This is a genomic window from Williamsia sp. z71, assembly GCF_059553375.1.
Genome location: NZ_JCANWX010000010.1, coordinates 62868 through 81578 on the forward strand (window position 1 = coordinate 62868; position 18711 = coordinate 81578).

At 64.9% G+C, this 18711-nt stretch carries 19 protein-coding genes and 1 riboswitch; of the genes, 11 read left to right on the forward strand and 8 right to left on the reverse strand.

The annotated features are described in order from the left end of the window. Nucleotides 1-96: 96 nt before the first annotated feature. From AC51GR_RS22190 to AC51GR_RS22200, 3 genes are read right to left on the reverse strand one after another with little or no spacing between them, the layout of a single operon-like run. Nucleotides 97-2430, reverse strand: a complete 2334-nt coding sequence (locus tag AC51GR_RS22190; protein WP_496326822.1) for a serine/threonine-protein kinase — start codon at nucleotides 2428-2430, stop codon at nucleotides 97-99. Between the two features lie 12 nt (nucleotides 2431-2442). After that, the gene (locus tag AC51GR_RS22195) at nucleotides 2443-3429 is read right to left on the reverse strand and encodes a glutamate ABC transporter substrate-binding protein (RefSeq protein ID WP_496326823.1); all 987 of its coding nucleotides are present in this window, start codon (nucleotides 3427-3429) and stop codon (nucleotides 2443-2445) included. Further along, on the reverse strand, nucleotides 3426-4784 hold the full coding sequence (locus AC51GR_RS22200) for a GlnX family signal transduction membrane protein (RefSeq protein ID WP_496326952.1): 1359 nt from the start codon (nucleotides 4782-4784) through the stop codon (nucleotides 3426-3428). Before AC51GR_RS22200 ends, AC51GR_RS22195 begins: the two co-directional genes overlap by 4 nt. A gap of 220 nt (nucleotides 4785-5004) precedes the next feature. Here AC51GR_RS22200 and AC51GR_RS22205 point away from each other — a divergent pair, with 220 nt between their 5' ends. Next, complete coding sequence (locus AC51GR_RS22205; RefSeq protein WP_496326824.1) at nucleotides 5005-5505, forward strand: NUDIX hydrolase; 501 nt, start codon at nucleotides 5005-5007, stop codon at nucleotides 5503-5505. Here AC51GR_RS22205 and AC51GR_RS22210 read toward each other — a convergent pair. Next, nucleotides 5498-5965: a hypothetical protein gene (locus AC51GR_RS22210; RefSeq protein ID WP_496326825.1), complete on the reverse strand. Its 468-nt coding sequence runs from the start codon at nucleotides 5963-5965 to the stop codon at nucleotides 5498-5500. The genes AC51GR_RS22205 and AC51GR_RS22210 overlap by 8 nt on opposite strands. A gap of 134 nt (nucleotides 5966-6099) precedes the next feature. After that, nucleotides 6100-6819, reverse strand: a complete 720-nt coding sequence (gene thiE / locus AC51GR_RS22215) for a thiamine phosphate synthase (RefSeq protein ID WP_496326826.1) — start codon at nucleotides 6817-6819, stop codon at nucleotides 6100-6102. A 32-nt stretch (nucleotides 6820-6851) separates the two neighbouring features. After that, a riboswitch (TPP riboswitch) is annotated at nucleotides 6852-6974 on the forward strand. Here thiE and thiO point away from each other — a divergent pair. From thiO to AC51GR_RS22240, 5 genes are all read left to right on the forward strand, one after another. Continuing rightward, nucleotides 6965-8005 carry a glycine oxidase ThiO gene (thiO, locus tag AC51GR_RS22220; protein WP_496326827.1) on the forward strand — a complete coding sequence of 347 codons (1041 nt, stop codon included), beginning with the start codon at nucleotides 6965-6967 and terminating at the stop codon, nucleotides 8003-8005. Its footprint overlaps the riboswitch before it by 10 nt. Continuing rightward, on the forward strand, nucleotides 8002-8205 hold the full coding sequence (thiS, locus tag AC51GR_RS22225) for a sulfur carrier protein ThiS (RefSeq protein WP_496326828.1): 204 nt from the start codon (nucleotides 8002-8004) through the stop codon (nucleotides 8203-8205). The genes thiO and thiS overlap by 4 nt, the downstream gene beginning before the upstream one ends. Next, nucleotides 8198-8959 (forward strand): thiazole synthase, encoded by a 762-nt coding sequence (locus tag AC51GR_RS22230; RefSeq protein WP_496326829.1) that lies wholly within the window; start codon nucleotides 8198-8200, stop codon nucleotides 8957-8959. The genes thiS and AC51GR_RS22230 overlap by 8 nt, the downstream gene beginning before the upstream one ends. A gap of 78 nt (nucleotides 8960-9037) precedes the next feature. Next, nucleotides 9038-10054, forward strand: coding sequence for an ABC transporter ATP-binding protein (locus tag AC51GR_RS22235; protein WP_496326830.1), 1017 nt, complete (start codon nucleotides 9038-9040; stop codon nucleotides 10052-10054). Next, complete coding sequence (locus AC51GR_RS22240) at nucleotides 10054-10803, forward strand: ABC transporter permease (protein ID WP_496326831.1); 750 nt, start codon at nucleotides 10054-10056, stop codon at nucleotides 10801-10803. Before AC51GR_RS22235 ends, AC51GR_RS22240 begins: the two co-directional genes overlap by 1 nt. Nucleotides 10804-10806: 3 nt before the next feature. Here AC51GR_RS22240 and thiD read toward each other — a convergent pair whose 3' ends face one another. Both thiD and thiC read right to left on the reverse strand, forming a co-directional pair. Continuing rightward, nucleotides 10807-11658: a bifunctional hydroxymethylpyrimidine kinase/phosphomethylpyrimidine kinase gene (gene thiD, locus AC51GR_RS22245; protein WP_496326832.1), complete on the reverse strand. Its 852-nt coding sequence runs from the start codon at nucleotides 11656-11658 to the stop codon at nucleotides 10807-10809. Then, entirely contained in the window at nucleotides 11655-13316 is a 1662-nt protein-coding gene (thiC, locus tag AC51GR_RS22250; RefSeq protein WP_496326833.1) for a phosphomethylpyrimidine synthase ThiC, read from the reverse strand. Before thiC ends, thiD begins: the two co-directional genes overlap by 4 nt. Before the next feature lie 211 nt (nucleotides 13317-13527). Between thiC and AC51GR_RS22255 the strand changes: the two genes are divergently transcribed. Next, nucleotides 13528-14448 carry a DMT family protein gene (locus tag AC51GR_RS22255; protein WP_496326834.1) on the forward strand — a complete coding sequence of 307 codons (921 nt, stop codon included), beginning with the start codon at nucleotides 13528-13530 and terminating at the stop codon, nucleotides 14446-14448. Between the two features lie 117 nt (nucleotides 14449-14565). After that, the gene (locus tag AC51GR_RS22260; RefSeq protein ID WP_496326835.1) at nucleotides 14566-15003 is read left to right on the forward strand and encodes a MarR family winged helix-turn-helix transcriptional regulator; all 438 of its coding nucleotides are present in this window, start codon (nucleotides 14566-14568) and stop codon (nucleotides 15001-15003) included. A 3-nt stretch (nucleotides 15004-15006) separates the two neighbouring features. On the opposite strand, the gene AC51GR_RS22265 is transcribed toward AC51GR_RS22260, so the two are convergent. Beyond that, nucleotides 15007-15813 (reverse strand): exodeoxyribonuclease III, encoded by an 807-nt coding sequence (locus tag AC51GR_RS22265; protein WP_496326836.1) that lies wholly within the window; start codon nucleotides 15811-15813, stop codon nucleotides 15007-15009. A 115-nt stretch (nucleotides 15814-15928) separates the two neighbouring features. On the opposite strand from AC51GR_RS22265, the gene AC51GR_RS22270 reads away from it, so the two are divergent. The 3 genes from AC51GR_RS22270 (at nucleotide 15929) to eat (ending at nucleotide 18709) form a co-directional block, all read left to right on the forward strand. Then, nucleotides 15929-16063 (forward strand): hypothetical protein, encoded by a 135-nt coding sequence (locus AC51GR_RS22270; protein ID WP_496326837.1) that lies wholly within the window; start codon nucleotides 15929-15931, stop codon nucleotides 16061-16063. Continuing rightward, a complete protein-coding gene (locus tag AC51GR_RS22275; protein WP_496326838.1) occupies nucleotides 16017-17231 on the forward strand; it encodes a N(5)-(carboxyethyl)ornithine synthase in 1215 nt (404 codons plus the stop codon). Before AC51GR_RS22270 ends, AC51GR_RS22275 begins: the two co-directional genes overlap by 47 nt. A gap of 68 nt (nucleotides 17232-17299) precedes the next feature. After that, the gene (gene eat / locus AC51GR_RS22280; protein WP_496326839.1) at nucleotides 17300-18709 is read left to right on the forward strand and encodes an ethanolamine permease; all 1410 of its coding nucleotides are present in this window, start codon (nucleotides 17300-17302) and stop codon (nucleotides 18707-18709) included. The last annotated feature ends 2 nt before the right edge of the window (nucleotides 18710-18711 follow it).

Consider the following 18711-nt stretch of genomic DNA (forward strand, 5'->3'; position numbering starts at 1 on the left):
CGCAAACGAGCCGGAAATCCGAGGACGAGCCACATCTTTGTGGCTCGTCCTCGGATTTCCGGCTCGTTTGCGAGGTCCGGACCCGCGGAGCCGGTTTCAGAACAATGTATGTGGCCGAACGAAGTTGGCGAGGTCGACCAGACGGAAACGTTGGGTGCGGTTGACAGTACTGCGGGCGAGTCTGCGGAGTGACTGTTCGCAACCGACACGGAGACCGTGGTCGTTGAACGGGTAGCCGAGGATGTCACCCCGCGCCGAGGCGTCGGTGGGGGATTGGTCGGGACGGCGGTGGATCCAGCCGAGTGCGATGCCCAGCACCAGGATCACCAGTCGTTGCTTCCGGGGCTCGGCGTCAGACATTATTTCCAGTCGTCTTGCGGCCTCGCGCAATTCGTCCTCGGAGACCGCAGCGGGGTCGCGGCCGTGGACGAGGGTGAGTACCGAGGTGCAGTTGGCGGCGTTGTAGTGGCGGCTGGTGGGGGGCACCTCGTCCAGTGCCTTGACCGCGCCCGATATATCACCCTTGGCGAAACGCATCCGCGCGAGACCGAACGCGGCGGTGATGATCGACCTGTCGGTCTGCCACAGTGTCCGATAATGTTGCAGCGCAACATCGTGGTTGCCCATGAGTTCCGCGGTGGCGGCCACTGCGAGCTTGGGGGCCGTCTCACCGGGCATCGCGGAGAGGACGTCGTTGAAGCGCTCGTGTGCGGTGGGGACATCACCGATCAACAGGGTTCCGAGTCCGATGAACCAATCGGTGCGCCAAGACTTTCCGTGGTGTTCGGTGGCGTCGTTCAGGAGGTTGAGGGCGGTTTGCGCTTCACCTAGTTCGAGGTAGGCGCGCGCCTCGATCAGGTCGATCTCCCGGGACGGGTGATCATCGGACGGGTCGGTGCCGATGACCGACGACAGACCACCCTCACGGGCGCTGCGGATCGAGTCGAGAGTCTGGGTCGGCTCGGACAGCACCGTCGAGTTGAGCAGACCGGCCGCCGGATCCGACTGGTCGACCAGTGGAACCGGAAGGGCTGCAACGATGTCGATCGTGTCAAGGCTTCGCCTGGTGCGCACCGGTTCGAGGATGCCGTCCACCGGGGCGAGCATCATCTCGGTACCGAAGGTCGTTCGCTGGGGACTGAACACCGTCGACAACCCGGGCCGGGGTATGCCGGTGCGGGCCGCCACGGTCTCCCGCAACACGTTGAGGAGCTGGCCCGCCATCTCGTCCGCGGAGGCGAAACGCTGGGCCGGATCGGGATTCGTGGCGCGCTGCAGCAGCCGGTAGAACGACGGATTCTCCTGGAACAACGGCACGTCTGCCGGGTCCGGGAGTCCGTCGAGGTAGCGCCCCTTCTCCATCGGCATGTCGACGGTCAGCACCGCCAGCGTGCGCCCGAGACTGTAGATGTCACTCGCGATCTGCGGTCCGGTCTGCACGATTTCGGGTGCCTGGAATCCGGGGGTCCCGTAGAGGTGGCCGTAACCGTTGATGCGCGAGACGGCGCCGAGGTCGATGAGTTTGACGTCTTCGCTGCCGATCATGATGTTCTCGGGCTTGATGTCGTTGTAGACCAGCCCGACCGAATGCAGATACGTGACAGCGGGCAGGACCTCGAGCAAGTAGGCGATCGCCTGTTCCGGCGGCAGTTGCTTTCGGTGCGAGCCGGATTCGTCCTCGTCGGACGTGAGGTCCTTGAGGGTGCTACCACCGATGTACTCCATCACGATGTAGCCGAAGGTGTTCTCGCCGACATCGGGATGCTCGACGAAGTTGTAGATCTTGACGATTCCGGGGTGTGAGACAGACGCCAGGAACTGACGCTCGGCCAGGGCAACGGCCTGCGCCTGAGCATCTTTCGAGTTCAGTAGCCCCTTGAGGACGACCGGTCGGTCGGAAACGTTGTGGTCGATCGCCAGATAGATCCAGCCCAGACCGCCATAGGCGATGGCGCCGACGATCTCGTACTGATCCGCGACCATCGTGCCCTTGCTCAAACCCGGGACGAACGAGTATCGGGCCCCGCAGTTGCCGCAGGTACCGGTGAGCGGACCACTGCCTTCACCCGACGACCTGCCGACCGGCCGGCCGCATCTCCAGCACAACCGTTTCGCCTCGGGGATGACGGCGTCGTCCATCACGGCATCGAACGGCTCGATGTCGTGGATCCGTGGCACATCCACCAGACCGCCACCCATCCGGCGGCGACTACGTGAACTCCGGCTGGTGGGTACCAGGAGATTTGGCTGGCTCGCGGTGCCGACCGGCGCACGCAGCGTCGGCTCGGTGAAGGCCATATCGGCCGCCACCGCTTGTGTCTGGACGTCCGCGTCGTCGCCGGAGGGTTCCGTACCCACCTCGAGATCCCTGAGGGTGGCAGCTTGGGTGCCGACCTCAGGGGTCTTGTCGGAGGAAGGATGATCAGTCAACGGATCTGCGTCCTAATCCCGGTACTCGGCTTGTGGCGGATAGTATTTCGGACCCAGGATCGAGAGCCATTTGTTGTAGATCTCGAACCACGTCCCGTTGTTGCGGATCTGCTCGAGGACCCCGTTGGTGAATCGCACCATGTCCTCGTCGTCCTTGTTGATGCCGATCCCGTAGGGCTCCTCGCCCAGACTCTGGCCCACGACGTGGATGTACGGATCCTGCGCTGCCATCCCGGCGAGGATCGCGTCATCGGTCGAAACAGCGTCCACCTGACCTTGCTGCAGCATCACCAGGCAATCCGCCCACGTCGACACGGTGTCGACGATGGCGTCGGGAACGCGCTGCTGGATGCGGGCGATGGATGTGGTCCCGCGGGCGGCGCACACCCGTTTGCCGGCGAGGTCGGCCACACCGTTGATGCCCGAGCTCCGCATTGTCAGTATGCGCTGAGACGCTTCGTAGTACACCGTGGAGAAGGCGATCTCTTCGAGCCGGTCGCAGGTGATGCTCATGGTCTTGACCACGATGTCCACCGAACCGTCCTTGAGCGCGCTGATCCGGTCGTCGGAGTTGAGGATCCGGAACTCGATCCGTTCGGGATCGCCGAAGATGCCGCGGGCGATCTCCTTGGCGATGTCGACGTCGAATCCCTCGATGCTCCCGCTGACCGGATCGCGGAACGAGATCAGGTTCGAGCCGATGTCGAGACCGACCTTGAGCCACCCGCGTTTGTAGATGGCCTCCATGCTGCTGCCCGCCGGCATCTGTCCGGGCGTCGGAACCGGTCCGGGGGACAGGCTTGCGGTGGAGTCGCAGGATTCGGTGGCCGGTGGCGCTTCGACCGGAACATCGGTGCTGACACCGGCCGGGGTGGGCCAGGCCGCGGTGGCCGAGGGCGGATCATTCGGCGGCGCGGCGGCGTGTACACAACCCGCGAGCAGACTTGCGGTCACGGCGATGACGGCCGCCGCCGGGCGGAGGGTGCGGCGCGTGGTCATCGATACTCCCGGATCCGTGGTGCGATGCCGATCGCCGACGCCAACGCCGCCCCGATACCCAGCAGCAGGATCCCGAGTCCGGCGTATCCGATCACAACGCGGGCGGTGTTGATGTCGTCGCGGAAGGTCTCCCGGGTGCGGGTGATGCCGTCGACGAGGGCGTCGTCGAGGGCGCTGTATGCGGCGGCCGAGCCGTCGGGATTGTCGCCGACCGCGATGGCGGTGGCGCCGTTGAAGTCGCCGGCATTGGTGCGTTCGAGCATCGCCGCGTGCGCGTCGCGCCACAGTGCCATCGCATCGAGCGCGTCGGTGACGGAGTCCTCCGCCACGTCCTTGCTCTCGTCGTCGAGGTAGTCGCCCAGCACCACATCGATCTCGTTGGTTGCCTCGGTCCAGCTCGCCTCGAAATCTTGCTGATCGCCGCGGCGGACGAGCGAGAGGGTTTCGTCCGATCGGGCCTGCTGGGTCAGGATCCGGGCAGAGGTGAGTTCCCCGAGGGGCGCCGCCCCGAGTTTTTCGGCATCGCTGGTCGCCTTGACCGAGAGCAACCCGCCGACCAGCAACCACACCAACCCGATCACCAGACACCCGATGGCCACGAGCAGTCCGACGTTGAAACGACGGCGGCTGCGGCGGGCGATGTAGAGGTGGGTGGCGATCACCGCGGCCAGCACCAGCGCGAGAGCGAAATAGACACCCCACGGTGGGCTGGTGAAGTTGGTCCGCGCATTGCCGATGGCCTCGAAACGTTCGGTGTAGAGGCGTTCCGCCGCGGGCAGGATCGTCTCCTGCATCATGTTCGACGCCTCACCCAGGTAGGCCGACCCGACCGGGTTGCCCAGACGATTGTTGATCCGCGCCGACTCGATGAGCCCCGTGTATACCGGCAACTGGGTCGACAGGGTGGTCAGGTCCTGCCGGACCTGCGCGTTGTCCATGGCAGTACCGCTGACGGACTCGATCATGGCGTTGGCGGCGGTGGCCACGGCGTTGTTGTAGCTGTCGCGAAGCGCGGCCGGTTCCAGTCCGCCGGAGATGAACGCGGTGTTGGCCGCTGCGTCGGCGATCGACAGCGAACTGTAGAGCACCTGCGATGCCTCGGCCAGCGGCTCGGTCACATCGATCATCTCTTCGAGCGTGCTGGTGCGCTGGTCGAGGGTTTCGGAGGCATACCAGCCGACGGTGACGCACGAAATGATCAGGACCGCCATGATGATCATCAGCTTGCCGGGGCTCGTCTTGGCGATCTCCCGCATGTTCGTGATCGGGTGTGGCGACCGTTCCCGGGTCAGATTCATCAGCTCGCGCCGGGTCAGCGGTGCCGGGCGGTCGGAGTAGGGCTTATCCGCACGCATGAACCGGGTACGCAAAGATGTTGCGTTGCCGCCGGTCACACGGTCCCTTCTTCCTGGAGTTCGCCGGGTCGTCTCAGGTCGTGTCCTGATCGGAGATTTTCTCGACTGACTGCGACATTACTTCGATTGATCACCGACTTGTGGCAGTGCGGCCCCGTGTCACCCGGTCAGTGCAAGTAGCGTGACTGTCAACGAACGCGGGCTGGCGAGGAGGTGTCGGGTGCGAGGCGACGGCGACGGATGGGTTTTCGACGCGGATGGATCGCGCTACTGGGGCCGTCACGGTGCTGCGGGGCTGTTGCTCTTCACACTTGGTGAAGCGAACCAGACGCTGATTCTGTTACAACACCGCGCCGTATGGAGCCATCAGGGCGGAACGTGGGCACTGCCGGGCGGAGCCCGCGATTCCCACGAGAGCGCAGTGGACACCGCGGTGCGTGAGGCCGATGAAGAGGCGGGGATCGCCGATGCGGCCCTGACCGTGCACACCGAATCGGTGACCCATCGAGCCCCCAGCGGTTGGACCTACACCACCGTGATCGCCGAGGTCGCGGCCCCGCTGGTCACCACGGCGAACGGCGAATCGGTGGAGTTGCGCTGGGTCAGCGCCGATCAGGTGGACGACCTGCCGCTGCACCCCGCGTTCGGGGCGAGCTGGCCAGACCTGAGGAACCGGCTCGGTTCGATCGTCGCCGCGGCCGACACCGGCACCGTCAGCTGAGTCGGTTCGCTGCCGCGATCAGTGCCGCCAGCGCTGAACCCTCGCCGGTTGTACCCGAACCCATCGACCAGGTCCGACGGCCGTTGCGTTCGCAGTGAAGGAGGGTGGTGACGCCACCCGCCTGGGCGTACTGGTGCAGGTCGGAGATCTCGACTCCGGCACCGAGCTGATACAGCATGTCGCTGAGCGCGCCGATCGGTCCGGATGCGGTCGCGGCCAGCGCCGAGATCCGGTCACCGTCGGCGATGGTCGCCTGACAGAACAGCAGGTCGCCGGCGCCGCGGTCGGCAGACCACTTCCCCAGGCGCAGGGGACCCGAGGTGGGGGCATAGGTGCTGGTGAAGGTGGACCAGTTCATACCCGCTGCTTCGGCATGCAAGGCGCTGGGCAGCGGGCGTCCGAACCGCGCCGTGAAGTGGTCGCGATGGTGTTGTGAATCGTTGGTGCTCAGAGTGTTCATGAGGGCGGTCTTCCGGGAAAGAGGATGACCAGCGGATAGCTCAACGGCCCGCAGCGGGGGGCCGGTCGAATCAGACCCCGCTACGGCGGTGAACTACGAGAAGCTGTTTCATCATGATCTGCCCACCATAGCGCTCAGTTTTCGGCCGATGCAAGCAGATTGTCCTTCAAACGACGGGCAGCGGCTTCCGGGTCGGGTGCGGCCGTGATCGCCCGGACGACCACGATGCGCTGCGCGCCGGCGGCGATCACCTCGGGCAGTCGTTGCTCGTCGATTCCACCGATGGCGAACCAGGGACGGGTCGGGGCGTGAGCGGCGGTGTCACGGACGAGATCGAGTCCGGGCGCACTGCGTCCCGGTTTGGTCGGCGTCGGCCAGCAGGGGCCGGTGCAGAAATAGTCGACGCCGGATTCTGTTGCGGCGCTGCGGGCCTCGCCGGACGAGTGGGTACTGCGGCCGATGATGACGTCGTCGCCGACGATTCGCCGGGCCGCCGAGACCGGGAGGTCGTCCTGGCCCAGGTGCAGGATGTCGGCACCGGCCAGCGCGGCGATGTCGGCGCGATCGTTGACCGAGAGCAGGGCGCCGTGACGGGCGGTGATCTCGGCCAGTTCAGCGAGCAGGTCCAGCTCCTGGGCTGCTTCGAGCGGCCCGAACTCGCGCTCGCCGGGCGAACCCTTGTCCCGGAGTTGGATGATGTCGACACCGCCGGTGAGCGCACGGTCGGCAAACCGGGCGAGGTCGCCATGCTCGCGTCGGGCGTCGGTGCAGAGGTAGAGCCGGGCGGCACTCAAACGATTGCGGGCCGCACTCGAACGATTGTGGTCAGGGGCCGAACGGTCGTGGGCAGTCACAGTTCCCGAATGTACCGGCGTACTCTGTTCAGCAGTACACACACGGGTGCTCGAGGGAACCGCTCGGGCTGAGACCGCAGGACACGAACCGTCCGCGAAACCGTTACACCTGATCCGGATAATGCCGGCGAAGGAAGGACGTGGGATGAAGACCCTCGGAATTGTCGGTGGCGGAGTCATCGGGCTCTCGTGCGCTCTTCGCGCCGCCGAAAGCGGCTGGCAAGTAACCGTTTATGACCCCGGGCGGGGTGATGCGGCATCGGCGGTCGCCGCCGGGATGCTCGGTATCGCCGGCGAGAGCCGGGTCGGAGAAGATGCCCATCTCGCCTTTGCCGAACGAGCCATGGCCCGATGGCCGGCTTTCCTGGACAGACTCGGAGATCCCCGCGTGGTTGCTGCGCGCTCCAGCGTGATGGCCGGGGTGGACAGTGCCGACGTCGGCGAGCTCGCGATGGCCGCCGATTGGCTCGGGCAGCGCGGTCATCCCGTGCAACCGTTGACCGGTAACGAGATTCGCGGACTCGAACCGGCGGTGTCGACGCGGGTACGCAGTGGTTTTCTGGCGCGCAGTGAGATGGCGGTCGACAACCGTCGGTTGTTGTCGGTACTCACCGCAGCCGCATCCGGCCTCGGCGTCCGGTTCGTCTCCGACGAGGTGAGCGACCTGAGCCGCCCACCGGAAGATCAGCTGTTGCTGACCGCGGGTGTGGGATCGACGAAGTTGTGGCCGGGTTTGCCGGTGTATCCCTCGAAGGGGGAGGTGCTCCGGCTCGGCTGGGCGCAGGGGGCGCTCTCGCCGCCCGAACATGTTGTCCGCGGGCTGATCAACGGCCGTGCCGTCTACGTTGTGCCCCGATCGGACGGGGTCGTGGTGGGCGCGACCCAGTACGACGGTGATGCGGATCTGCAACCGGTGGTCGGGGGTGTGGCCGACCTGCTGGCAGATGCCATCGAGCTGATGCCGTCGTTACGCGAATACCGGCTGCTCTCTGCCGATGCCGGTCTGCGTCCGTTGACGCCGGACGGGCTGCCGATCATCGGCAGACTCGACGAACGCACTTGTGCGGCAACCGGGCACGGCCGCAACGGCATCCTGATGAGCGCGATCACCGCCGATCTGGTGGCAGACCTGCTCGCAGGCAACAGTATTGACGAACCGGCCATCGATCCAGGGAGATTCTCATGACAACCGACGTGGTCGTCAACGGGGTTGCCACCGCGTTGCCGGAAGGGATGACCGTGGTCGAACTGCTCGACCACCTCGATCTGCCGCGCACCGGCGTGGCCATCGCGATCGACGGGGTGGTGCGTCCGAAGTCCACCTGGCACACCGCACTCGGATCGTGCAGCAGCGTCGAGATCCTGACGGCGGTGCAAGGTGGATGATCCGCTGATCATCGGTGATCGCACCCTGCATTCGCGCCTGATCACCGGTACCGGAGGCGCGGCGAATCTGGCTGTGCTCGAAGAGGCCCTGATCGCATCGGGGACCGAACTCACGACCGTGGCGATGCGGCGGGTCGACTCCGCGGGCCGGACCGGTGTGCTGGACCTGTTGCGTCGCTTGGGCATCGAAGTACTGCCCAACACCGCGGGCTGCCGCTCTGCCGCCGAAGCGGTGCTGACCGCCCAGCTGGCCCGCGAGGCCCTCGGGACGAACTGGGTGAAGGTCGAGGTCGTCGGCGACGACCGCACCCTGCTGCCCGACGGGCCGGAACTGGTCGCGGCGACCACCGCGCTGGTCGACGATGGGTTCGTGGTGTTGCCGTACAGCAACGACGATCCGATCCTGGCCCGGCGGCTCGAAGACGCGGGCGCCGCGGCCGTCATGCCGTTGGGGTCGCCGATCGGTACCGGTCTGGGGATCATCAACCGGCACAACATCGAGATGATCGTGGCGGCGGCGCAGGTGCCGGTGATCCTCGACGCGGGTATCGGTACCGCCAGTGATGCCACGCTGGCGATGGAGCTCGGATGTGCGGGAGTGCTGCTGGCCTCGGCGGTCACCCGCGCGGCGGATCCGCCGCGGATGGCTGCGGCGATGCGCTCGGCCGTGATCGCCGGGCGCCTGGCCCACGGTGCGGGGCGGATCCCGAAGAGGTTCTGGGCGCAGGCGTCGTCGCCGCAGGTCGATCGCTGACCGCACCTGATCCGATGACGGTTTTGTCAGACTGAAGGATGATGCGGATGCCGACGGCTCGATGGCAGACTGTGAGCCATGATCAGTGTTCAGGGATTGACGAAGGTCTACGGCCAGAATCAGGTGGTCAGTGACCTCACGTTCGATGTGAAGCCCGGTCTGGTGACCGGATTCCTCGGTCCGAACGGTGCAGGCAAGTCGACGACGATGCGGATGATTCTCGGTCTGGACCGCCCGACCGCGGGAACGGCAACCATCAACGGGAAGCTGTACCGCGACCTGAAGAATCCGTTGACGCAGGTGGGGGCGCTTCTCGACGCAAAGTGGGTGCACCCGAACCGGTCGGCGCGCAACCACCTGCGGTGGATGGCGGCATCCAACGGGATTCCGCTGCACCGCGTCGACCAGGTCCTCGCCGACGTCGGCCTGACGGAGGTGGCGGGCAAGAAGGCAGGCGGCTTCTCGCTGGGTATGTCGCAGCGCCTCGGCCTTGCCGCCGCACTGCTCGGGGATCCCGGAGTCCTGCTCTTCGACGAACCGGTGAACGGACTCGATCCGGAGGGCATCGTCTGGATTCGAAAGTTCATGCGGGCCTTGGCCGAACAGGGCCGCACCGTTCTGGTCTCCAGTCACTTGCTCACCGAGATGGCGATGACGGCGGAGCATCTGATCGTCATCGGACGAGGACAGCTGATTGCGGATTCCTCGGTGAAGGACTTCACCGGCGGCGCTCAGATCACCGTGCGGGTCCGCAGTCCGCGGCTCGGCGAACTGCAATCGGCGTTGGCCGCCGCCGGGCTACGGTCCATCCCGATGGACGACGGTTCCGGCCCGGCACTGAGTCTGGAGAACGTGACCACCGAGCAGGTGGGTGACATCGCCGCTGCCAACGGCATCGGACTGCACGAGCTGTCCGGGAAGACCGCGTCGCTGGAAGAGGTCTTCATGTCGATGACATCGGGTGCGGTCGATTTCCACGGCAACGAATCCATGGCGGGCGCTCCCCACCAACCGCCCCCGGGCTGGGCAACGGCGCCGCCGCCACAGCAGGGTGTGGATCAGAAGGGCTGGAACCAGCAGGGAGGTGGCAACTGATGTTGGCACATGCGATTGAGGCCGAACGGATCAAACTGCTCACCACCAAGTCTGCGTACTGGTGCACCGGGATAGTGGTGGTGCTCGGTGTCGGGCTCGCGTTGCTGCTCGGTTGGGCGACCAACACCGACAGCGGCGACGGCAGCAGTATGTCCGTGAGCGATTTTCTGGTGGGCACCACCGCGTTCGGGGTGACGGTGCTGATGATCATGGCGGTGCTCGCGGTGACCAGTGAGTTCCGATTCGGGACCATCCGGACGTCGTTCCAAGCAGTTCCGCAGCGGTCCAATGTGCTGCTGGCCAAGGCTGCTGTCTACGGCGGACTGTCGGCGTTGCTGACCTTTGTGCTCACCGTGATCTCACTGCCACTGGCGAAAGCCGTCTCCGGCAGTGACATCGAACTCTTCGGATCGACTGCGGTCCGGATGTATTGGGGTGTACCGGTGTACACGCTCCTGTCGGTGTTGATCGGCCTGGGGCTGGGTGCGCTGATCCGGCAGACGGCAGGTGCCATCGTGATCCTGCTGGTCTGGAGTCTTGTGCTCGAAGGTGTGTTGTCGGTGATCCCGAAAGTGGGCGACGCAGTGGGACCGTTCCTTCCGTTCCTCAACGGCAGCCACTTCATCGACGACAGTGACCTGGGGATCGACTGGCACTGGAACGCGTACGGCTCGTTGATCTACTACCTCGTGTTCGCCGTCGTGATCTTCGGCGCCGGGGTGTTGGTCACCGACCGCCGCGACGCCTGAGTCTCACCCCTCCAGGCGCCACAGCGGATTCACCGGTCCGTGGCCTGCCCCCAGCGGGTAGGCCGCGGACAGTGAACGGGTGACCCAGGCTTTGGCGAAGCGGATCGCGGCCGGCACCGAATAGCCGTGGGCCAGCGCGCATGTGATGGCTGCGGCCAGCGTGTCACCGGCACCGTGGTCGTGGGTGGTGTCAACGCGTTTGGCGGTCAGTTCGATGAACTCCGACCCGTCGAAGAGCAGATCCGGGCTGTTCGGATCAGACCGTAGGTGGCCACCCTTGACCAGCGCCCATTGGGCGCCGAGTGCGTGTAGTTCGCGGGCGGCCGCCTCCTGGCCGGCTCGGTCGGTGACGTCGATCCCGGTGATCAGCCGGACCTCGTCGAGGTTGGGCGTGATCACCGTGGCGATGGGAATGAGCTTGCCGCGCAACGAGTGCATCGCCTCGTCGGCCAATAGCTGATCACCGTGCATGGACGCACAGACCGGGTCGACAACGAGAGGGATGGACCGGCCACGGCCGATGTCGAGATCGCCCGCGACATCGACGATCGCGTTGATGATGTCGCCGGAGGCGAGCATGCCGGTCTTGGCCGCGCTGATCCCGATATCGGATACCACCGAACGGATCTGGCTCGCCACCACATCGGGGGGTATCGGGTGAAACCCGCTGACCCCAACACTGTTCTGAACCGTCACCGCGGCCACCGCCGCGGTGGCATGTAGGCCCAGCAACGCCATCGTGCGCAGGTCGGCGTTGATACCCGCGCCACCACCGGAATCCGTGCCGGCGATGGTCATCACCCGAACCGGGCTCTGTCCCGGTTCGGCGAGGGGGAGCAGTGGAGTCCGATTCATGATCCCGAAACTGAATCTGCCTCGACCAGTGGCAGATACACGGCGCTGCCCTTGTCGCGGAACTCCTGGGACTTCGCCGCCATGTCGGCTGCCAATTTGCGGTCTATGTCGTCCTGGGTCACCAAATTGTGTTTCTCGGCGTATTCACGGACATCGGCGGAGATGCGCATCGAGCAGAACTTCGGGCCGCACATCGAGCAGAAATGGGCGGTCTTGGCAGGCTCCGCCGGCATCGTCTCGTCGTGATACTCCACTGCGGTGTCGGGATCGAGTGAGAGATTGAACTGATCGTTCCAGCGGAACTCGAAGCGCGCCTTCGACAGTGCGTTGTCCCGTTCCTGCGCGCGGGGATGTTCCTTCGCGAGGTCGGCGGCGTGGGCGGCGATCTTGTAGGTGATCACCCCGACCTTCACGTCGTCCCGGTTGGGCAGGCCCAGATGTTCTTTGGGTGTCACATAGCAGAGCATCGCGGTACCGGCCTGGGCGATCATCGCAGCGCCGATGGCGGAGGTGATGTGGTCGTATGCCGGTGCGATATCGGTGGCCAGTGGGCCGAGGGTGTAGAAGGGCGCTTCTTCGCAGAGTTCCTCTTCGAGCCGGACGTTCTCGACGATCTTGTGCATGGGAACGTGGCCGGGTCCTTCGATCATCACTTGCACGCCAAAAGATTTGGCGATCTTGGTCAGCTCGCCGAGCGTGCGCAGCTCGGCGAACTGGGCGGCGTCGTTCGCGTCGGCGATCGAGCCCGGACGCAGTCCGTCACCGAGTGAGAACGTGATGTCGTAGTGTGCGAAGATCCGGCAGAGGTCGTCGAAATGTGTGTAGAGGAACGATTCCTCGTGGTGGGCCAGACACCAGGCCGCCATGATCGAACCACCCCGCGAGACGATGCCGGTGACGCGGTTGGCGGCCAGCGGCACGTATCGCAACAACACGCCCGCGTGCACCGTCATGTAGTCCACGCCCTGCTCGGCCTGCTCGATCACGGTGTCGCGGTAGATCTCCCAGGTCAGCTTCGTGGGATCGCCATTCACCTTCTCCAAGGCCTGGTAGATGGGTACGGTGCCCACCGGTACCGGCGAATTGCGCATGATCCATTCGCGGGTGGCGTGAATGTCCTTGCCGGTGGACAGATCCATGATGGTGTCGGCGCCCCACCGGGTTGCCCACACCATCTTCTCGACCTCCTCGGCGACGGACGAGGTGACGGCTGAGTTCCCGATGTTGGCGTTGACCTTCACGGTGAACGCCTTGCCGATGATCATCGGTTCCGATTCCGGATGTCGGTGATTGGCGGGTATGACGGCACGGCCGGCGGCCACCTCGTCGCGGACGAGTTCGGCGGGCAGTTGTTCCCGTGCGGCCACGTACCGCATCTCGTCGGTGATCAAACCTGCTCTTGCCCAAGCCAACTGAGTACTCACTCCGTTGATGGCGGCCGGTCGTTGCCAGGTGTCGCGGGTCTTGGGGAGTCCGGCTTCGAGGTCGAGTCGCGGGTCGTTCTCGGTATAGGGACCGGACGTGTCATACAAGTCGTGATGCTCGCCGTTGGACAGGTGCACCCGCCGGCCGGGCACGCGCAGATGGTCGATCTGTTGGTAGGTCTTCGAGCTGCCACGAATGGGTCCGGTCGTGACGGAATGGACGGCGTTCGCCATGGTGTTCTCCCTACGCCGGCATTATCCGGTCAGGTTCATCCGGTCGACGGCCGCCTGCCGTCATCTCAGCCCTCGGATCGATGAGAGCCCCCGTGCTTGTGTAGTTGTCCTCGGTGTAGCTTACGTCACCGTTCGGGGTTTTGGTGTCAGGGATCCCCCGGAGGCCCGGTTTCCGGGCATTGTCAGGTACTTGATCGGTCATACTCGGCAGATGGTCTATGGCGTCCTGGCAGCCGTGTTCGCCGCTCTGGCGTACGGCACCTCTTCTGTTCTGCAGGCCTACGGCGCACGCCAATCCAAACAGGACGCAGTGACCAGGGGTGTGGCCGGATTCGAGACCTCCACCGGCGCTCCGACCCTGCGTGCCACCGCCGCGGCGGTGCTGACCGGTGCCTTCCTCGTTGGTACGGTCCTCGATGTACTCGGTTTCGCGGGCAATGCCGTGGCCTCACGTCTGGCACCGCTGTTCTTGTCCCAGACCATCGTCAGTTCGTATCTGGTCGTCACCGCGGTGCTCGGGATCTTCATCCTCGGCATCAAACTGCTGCCCCGGGATTGGATTGCAATCGGCGCGGTGGTCGGTGCGCTCATCGCGATCGGATTGTCGGCGGACGAGGACGGCACCGGTCACGACGGGCGCTGGTTCCACTGGGGTGTTCTCGTTGCCGCAATCGCCCTTGCCGGTGTATCCCTCGGTCTCGTCCGCCGGCTGGGTTCACGGGCCTCGGTCGCCGCCGGCCTCGGTGCCGGTGCGATGTTCGGGGTGGTCGCGGTGGCGGTGCGAATCCTCGACGGGATCTCGGATTTCGACGTCATCGAGATCATCACCGACCCGGCGGCCTACGCGATCTTGTTGGCCGGGGTCGGGGGCTATTACCTCAATACCGTTGCCCTGCAGATCGGCTCGGTGAACGCCGCGACGGCGGCCGTGGTGGTCGGAGAGACAGTCCTGCCTGCAGTCGTCGGCATCATCTGGCTCGGCGACGACGCGGTGCCGGGACGGACCTGGCTCGCGGTCACCGGGTTTGTCGTCGCGGTGGTCGGTGCGATGGTGATCGCGTGGTCCGGTGCCGCCCAGGCCGCCAGTGCCGCCGAGGCGGGCAAAGACGTGGATACGACCCGGGCGGACTGACCGCACTCACTTTGCGGTGGGGTCGTTGCCGAGATGCCTTGTCGGGGGTGCCTTGTTCGGGGCACGCTGACCGATAGCCCGCCAAGTCCGAATTCTGCGCACGTAAACTACCTGTTCATGACAGCTTCCAATAACGCCGCCGCCTCGGTTTCGCGTGATCTCGCGAGGATCGCCAGGGCGCTGCGGGCGGGAGCGAACAAGAGTTCACTGCCATTGAGTTCACTGTCGGCGCTGTGGGTGCTGCTCGACACCGGGGTGCCGATCCGGCTCTCGGAACTGGCCGAACGTGAGAATCTCACCGTCCCGACGATGTCGCGGATCGTCACCGGTCTCGAACGGGACGGCCTGGTGGTGCGGACCGCGGATCCGGCCGACGGCCGGGCCAGCCTGCTGGCGCCGAGTGAGACCGGTATCGAACTGGGCAACGGCAATCGTTCTCGGCGGATCCAGGCGCTCGAGAAAGCCCTGGCCGGACTCGATGAGACCGAACGGGACGTCCTGGCGCGGTCGCTGCGCAAGATCGCCGAGGAGTTGGCCGAACGCCCCGAGAAGTGAGGGTCAGTCGCCGATCTCGATGATCACCGGAGCATGATCGCTGGCGCCTTTGCCTTTTCGTTCCTCGCGGTCGATCTCGGCGTGCGTGACCCGCGCCGCCAATGCCGGTGAACACAGACTGAAGTCGATGCGCATGCCCTGCCGCTTGGGGAACCGGAGCTGGGTGTAATCCCAGTAGGTGTACACACCGGGTCCGGGTGCATGCGGCCGCACCACGTCGGTGTATCCGGTCTTGATCATCGCCTCGAATGCGCTGCGCTCGGGTTCTGAGGTGTGCGTCTTGTCCACGAACAGTGCCGGATCCCACACGTCGTCGTCGGTGGGGGCGATGTTCCAGTCACCGGTCAGGGCGATCTGCGCCTGCGGGTCATCGGCCAGCCACTTGTCCGCACTGTCACGCAATGCGGCCAGCCATTCGAGTTTGTAGGTGTAATGCGGATCGGTGAGGGTGCGGCCGTTGGGCACGTACAGACTCCAGACCCGCACGCCGCCGCAGGTGGCGCCGAGTGCCCTGGCCTCCAGCACCGGGTCCACCTCGGGGTCCTTGCTGAATCCGGGCTGGTTGTCGAACTTGCGCGCGATGTCCTCGATGCCGACCCGCGACGCGATCGCCACGCCGTTCCACTGGCTGAAGCCAGAGGTGGCGACCTCATACCCGGCCGCTTCGAAACCCATCGCCGGGAACTGCTCGTCTTTGCACTTGGTCTCCTGCATGGCCAGGACATCGATGTTCGAACGCTCGAGCCAGTTGACCACCCGCTCGCTGCGGGCGCGGATGGAGTTGACGTTCCAGGTGGCGATACGAAGCATGCCGCAAGTTTTTCACACCGGTATGACAGCGCAGGTCGCGCCCGGTGGTTGTGGTTCCGTCAGCGTAGGGTGGGCGGATCGGGACCTATCAGGTTCTCAATCAAGGGATCGCCACATGGCAGACAAATCGCCGCGTCAAGGCATGTCACAGAAATCCGGCAAGTCCCTCAAGGAAAAGCGCGCCATCAAAAAAGGCATGGCCGATGCCGCGCCCGGCGAGACCATTTTCACCGGCAGCAAGAAACGCTGAGGTGCCCAGACTTTCGGTTGGGATACTTGCTCATTCGGGTAAAGAGAACGAACGTCGCCTACCTATCCATCCGCGGCATTTCGCGGATATCGACGCCGAATTGCGCCCGTTCATACACCTTGAGCACGGCTACGGGGAGCATTTCGGAGTCGCTGACGCAGATCTTCTGCCACTGGTCGGCGGGATCGCTTCTCGCGCGGAATTGATCGCCGACTGCGATGTCATCCTGCTACCCAAGGTCCAGGCCGCAGATCTGTTGGAAATGCGTGTGGGGCAGACGGTCTGGGGCTGGCCACATTGTGTGCAGGATGCCGAGCTCACCCAGGTCGCGATTGAGCGGCGGTTGACGCTCATTGCATTCGAGGCGATGAACCACTGGACCGAAGACGGCCGCTTCGCACTTCATGTATTCCACAAGAACAACGAATTGGCCGGTTACTGCTCGGTGCTGCACGCGCTGGAACTGGCAGGCAAGACCGGTGATTACGGCCGTCGGCTGACGGCCACCGTGATCGGCTTCGGGGCCACCGCACGCGGTGCGGTGACGGCGCTGAATGCGCACGGGGTCGGCGAAGTGTATGTCCTGACCAACCGTGATGTCGCGGCGGTCGGTTCACCGATCCATGGAACTCAGATCGTGCAACTCGAGTACGGCGAGTGCGGAGATCCGGCGCGTATGTCGGCGCAGACGCCGGACGGTCGGGTGTCGGTGGCGGAATTCCTCGGCGGCAACGACATCGTCGTCAACTGTGTCCTGCAGAACACGGACATGCCGCTGACGTTTCTCGACGAAGCCGACCTGGCGGGGTTCGAAGCGGGCAGCATCATCATCGATGTGTCGTGCGACGAAGGCATGGGCTTCAGTTGGGCCCGCCCGACCACGTTCACCGAGCCGTCGTTCACCGTAGGGAACAACGTCCTTTATTACGCCGTCGATCACAGTCCCTCGTATCTCTGGGACTCGGCGACCTGGGAGATCAGTTCGGCGTTGCTCCCACATCTGAGCGTGATCATGGACGGGCCGTCGGCCTGGGATCGGGCGCCGGTCATCTCGCGGGCGATCGAGATCCGCAAAGGGGTGATCCTGAACCCGTCGATCCTCTCGTTCCAGGATCGCGCGGACGCGTACCCGCATGCATTGGCCGTGGACCAACAGGCCGTCAGCTGACCAACGCACGAAACACAGTCGCAAGCTGACGCTAACCTCCGCGCTGCAAAGGCTCGATACCGTTCGGCATGACCCATGCAACCGAGATCTCGGAGTCCTCCGAATATCTTCAGAAGCGTCAACTGCGTAAGGGCACAGCCGGGTGGGTTCTCCTCGCCGGGCTCGGTGTCAGTTATGTGATCTCCGGTGATTACGCCGGATGGAATGCCGGTCTGCTCGAAGGCGGATTCGGTGGTCTTCTCATCGCGTCGGTGATCATCGCCGCGATGTATTTCGCCATGGTGCTGGGGATGGCAGAGATGTCCTCCGCGCTGCCGGCAGCCGGTGGTGGTTACACCTTCGCCCGGCGGGCGCTCGGCCCGTGGGGCGGGTTCGCCACCGGCACCGCGATCCTGATCGAGTACGCGATCGCGCCCGCGGCCATCGCCACTTTCATCGGTGGATATGTCGAGTCGCTGGACCTGTTCGGCATCTCCGATGGTTGGTGGGTCTACCTCGCCGTATACGTGGTCTTCATCGGTATCCATCTCGTCGGCGCAGGTGAGGCCCTCAAAGCGATGTTCGTCATCACCGCGATTGCTCTGGTCGGGCTGGTCATCTTCGGTATCGCCGCCATCGGCAGTTTCGACGCGGGACTGCTCACCGATATCGCCGCTGATCCGGATGCAGCCGGATCGTCGGACTTCCTGCCATTCGGCTACCTGGGCATCTGGTCCGCGATCCCGTTTGCGATCTGGTTCTTCCTGGCCATCGAAGGCGTACCGCTGGCCGCGGAAGAAGCCGAGAATCCCGAGAAGAACGTGCCGCGCGGCATCATCGCCGCCATGGGCGTCCTGCTCCTGACCGGTGCCCTGGTGCTGTTCATGGCCACCGGTGCGCTCGGCGCGCAGGGTGTCGGTGAGTCGGCGAACCCACTGGTCGATGCGATCGACGGCAGTGCCGCGACTGTCGTCAACTACATCGGGCTGGCCGGTCTGGTCGCGAGCTTCTTCTCGATCATGTACGCCTACTCCCGGCAACTGTTCGCCCTCTCACGGGCCGGCTATCTGCCGACCGCTCTGTCGGTCACCAACAGCCGGAAGGCGCCGACCTGGGCGCTGATCATCCCGGGCATCATCGGTTTCGCGCTCACCTTCACCGGCGAGGGCGCAATCCTGTTGAACATGGCCGTCTTCGGAGCTGCGCTCAGCTACGTGCTGATGATGGTCAGTCACATCGTGCTCCGGGTCCGCGAGCCCGATATGCCACGTCCGTACAAGACCCCGGGTGGGATCTACACCACCGGTTTCGCGCTGGTGATCGCCGTCGCCTCGGTGATCGCCACCTTCCTGGTCGACACCACAGCCGCGCTCTGGTGTCTGGGCGCGTTTGTTGTCTTCATGGCCTACTTTGGTCTCTACAGCCGCAAACACCTGGTGGCGAACTCGCCCGACGAAGAGTTCGCATTGCTGGCCGAGGCAGAAGACGAAATGGAATAAGG

What these genes read in the sequence shown, in the direction of transcription:
- AC51GR_RS22270 (WP_496326837.1), top strand. Translation starts at nt 15,929, where the DNA reads ATGGCAGACAAATCGCCGCGTCAAGGCATGTCACAGAAATCCGGCAAG.
- AC51GR_RS22235 (WP_496326830.1), top strand. Translation starts at nt 9,038, where the DNA reads ATGATCAGTGTTCAGGGATTGACGAAGGTCTACGGCCAGAATCAGGTG.
- eat (WP_496326839.1), top strand. Translation starts at nt 17,300, where the DNA reads ATGACCCATGCAACCGAGATCTCGGAGTCCTCCGAATATCTTCAGAAG.
- thiS (WP_496326828.1), top strand. Translation starts at nt 8,002, where the DNA reads ATGACAACCGACGTGGTCGTCAACGGGGTTGCCACCGCGTTGCCGGAA.
- AC51GR_RS22260 (WP_496326835.1), top strand. Translation starts at nt 14,566, where the DNA reads ATGACAGCTTCCAATAACGCCGCCGCCTCGGTTTCGCGTGATCTCGCG.
- AC51GR_RS22200 (WP_496326952.1), bottom strand. Translation starts at nt 4,784, where the DNA reads ATGCGTGCGGATAAGCCCTACTCCGACCGCCCGGCACCGCTGACCCGG.
- AC51GR_RS22210 (WP_496326825.1), bottom strand. Translation starts at nt 5,965, where the DNA reads ATGAACACTCTGAGCACCAACGATTCACAACACCATCGCGACCACTTC.
- AC51GR_RS22195 (WP_496326823.1), bottom strand. Translation starts at nt 3,429, where the DNA reads ATGACCACGCGCCGCACCCTCCGCCCGGCGGCGGCCGTCATCGCCGTG.
- thiD (WP_496326832.1), bottom strand. Translation starts at nt 11,658, where the DNA reads ATGAATCGGACTCCACTGCTCCCCCTCGCCGAACCGGGACAGAGCCCG.
- thiC (WP_496326833.1), bottom strand. Translation starts at nt 13,316, where the DNA reads ATGGCGAACGCCGTCCATTCCGTCACGACCGGACCCATTCGTGGCAGC.
- thiO (WP_496326827.1), top strand. Translation starts at nt 6,965, where the DNA reads ATGAAGACCCTCGGAATTGTCGGTGGCGGAGTCATCGGGCTCTCGTGC.
- AC51GR_RS22265 (WP_496326836.1), bottom strand. Translation starts at nt 15,813, where the DNA reads ATGCTTCGTATCGCCACCTGGAACGTCAACTCCATCCGCGCCCGCAGC.
- AC51GR_RS22255 (WP_496326834.1), top strand. Translation starts at nt 13,528, where the DNA reads ATGGTCTATGGCGTCCTGGCAGCCGTGTTCGCCGCTCTGGCGTACGGC.
- AC51GR_RS22240 (WP_496326831.1), top strand. Translation starts at nt 10,054, where the DNA reads ATGTTGGCACATGCGATTGAGGCCGAACGGATCAAACTGCTCACCACC.
- AC51GR_RS22275 (WP_496326838.1), top strand. Translation starts at nt 16,017, where the DNA reads ATGCCGCGCCCGGCGAGACCATTTTCACCGGCAGCAAGAAACGCTGAG.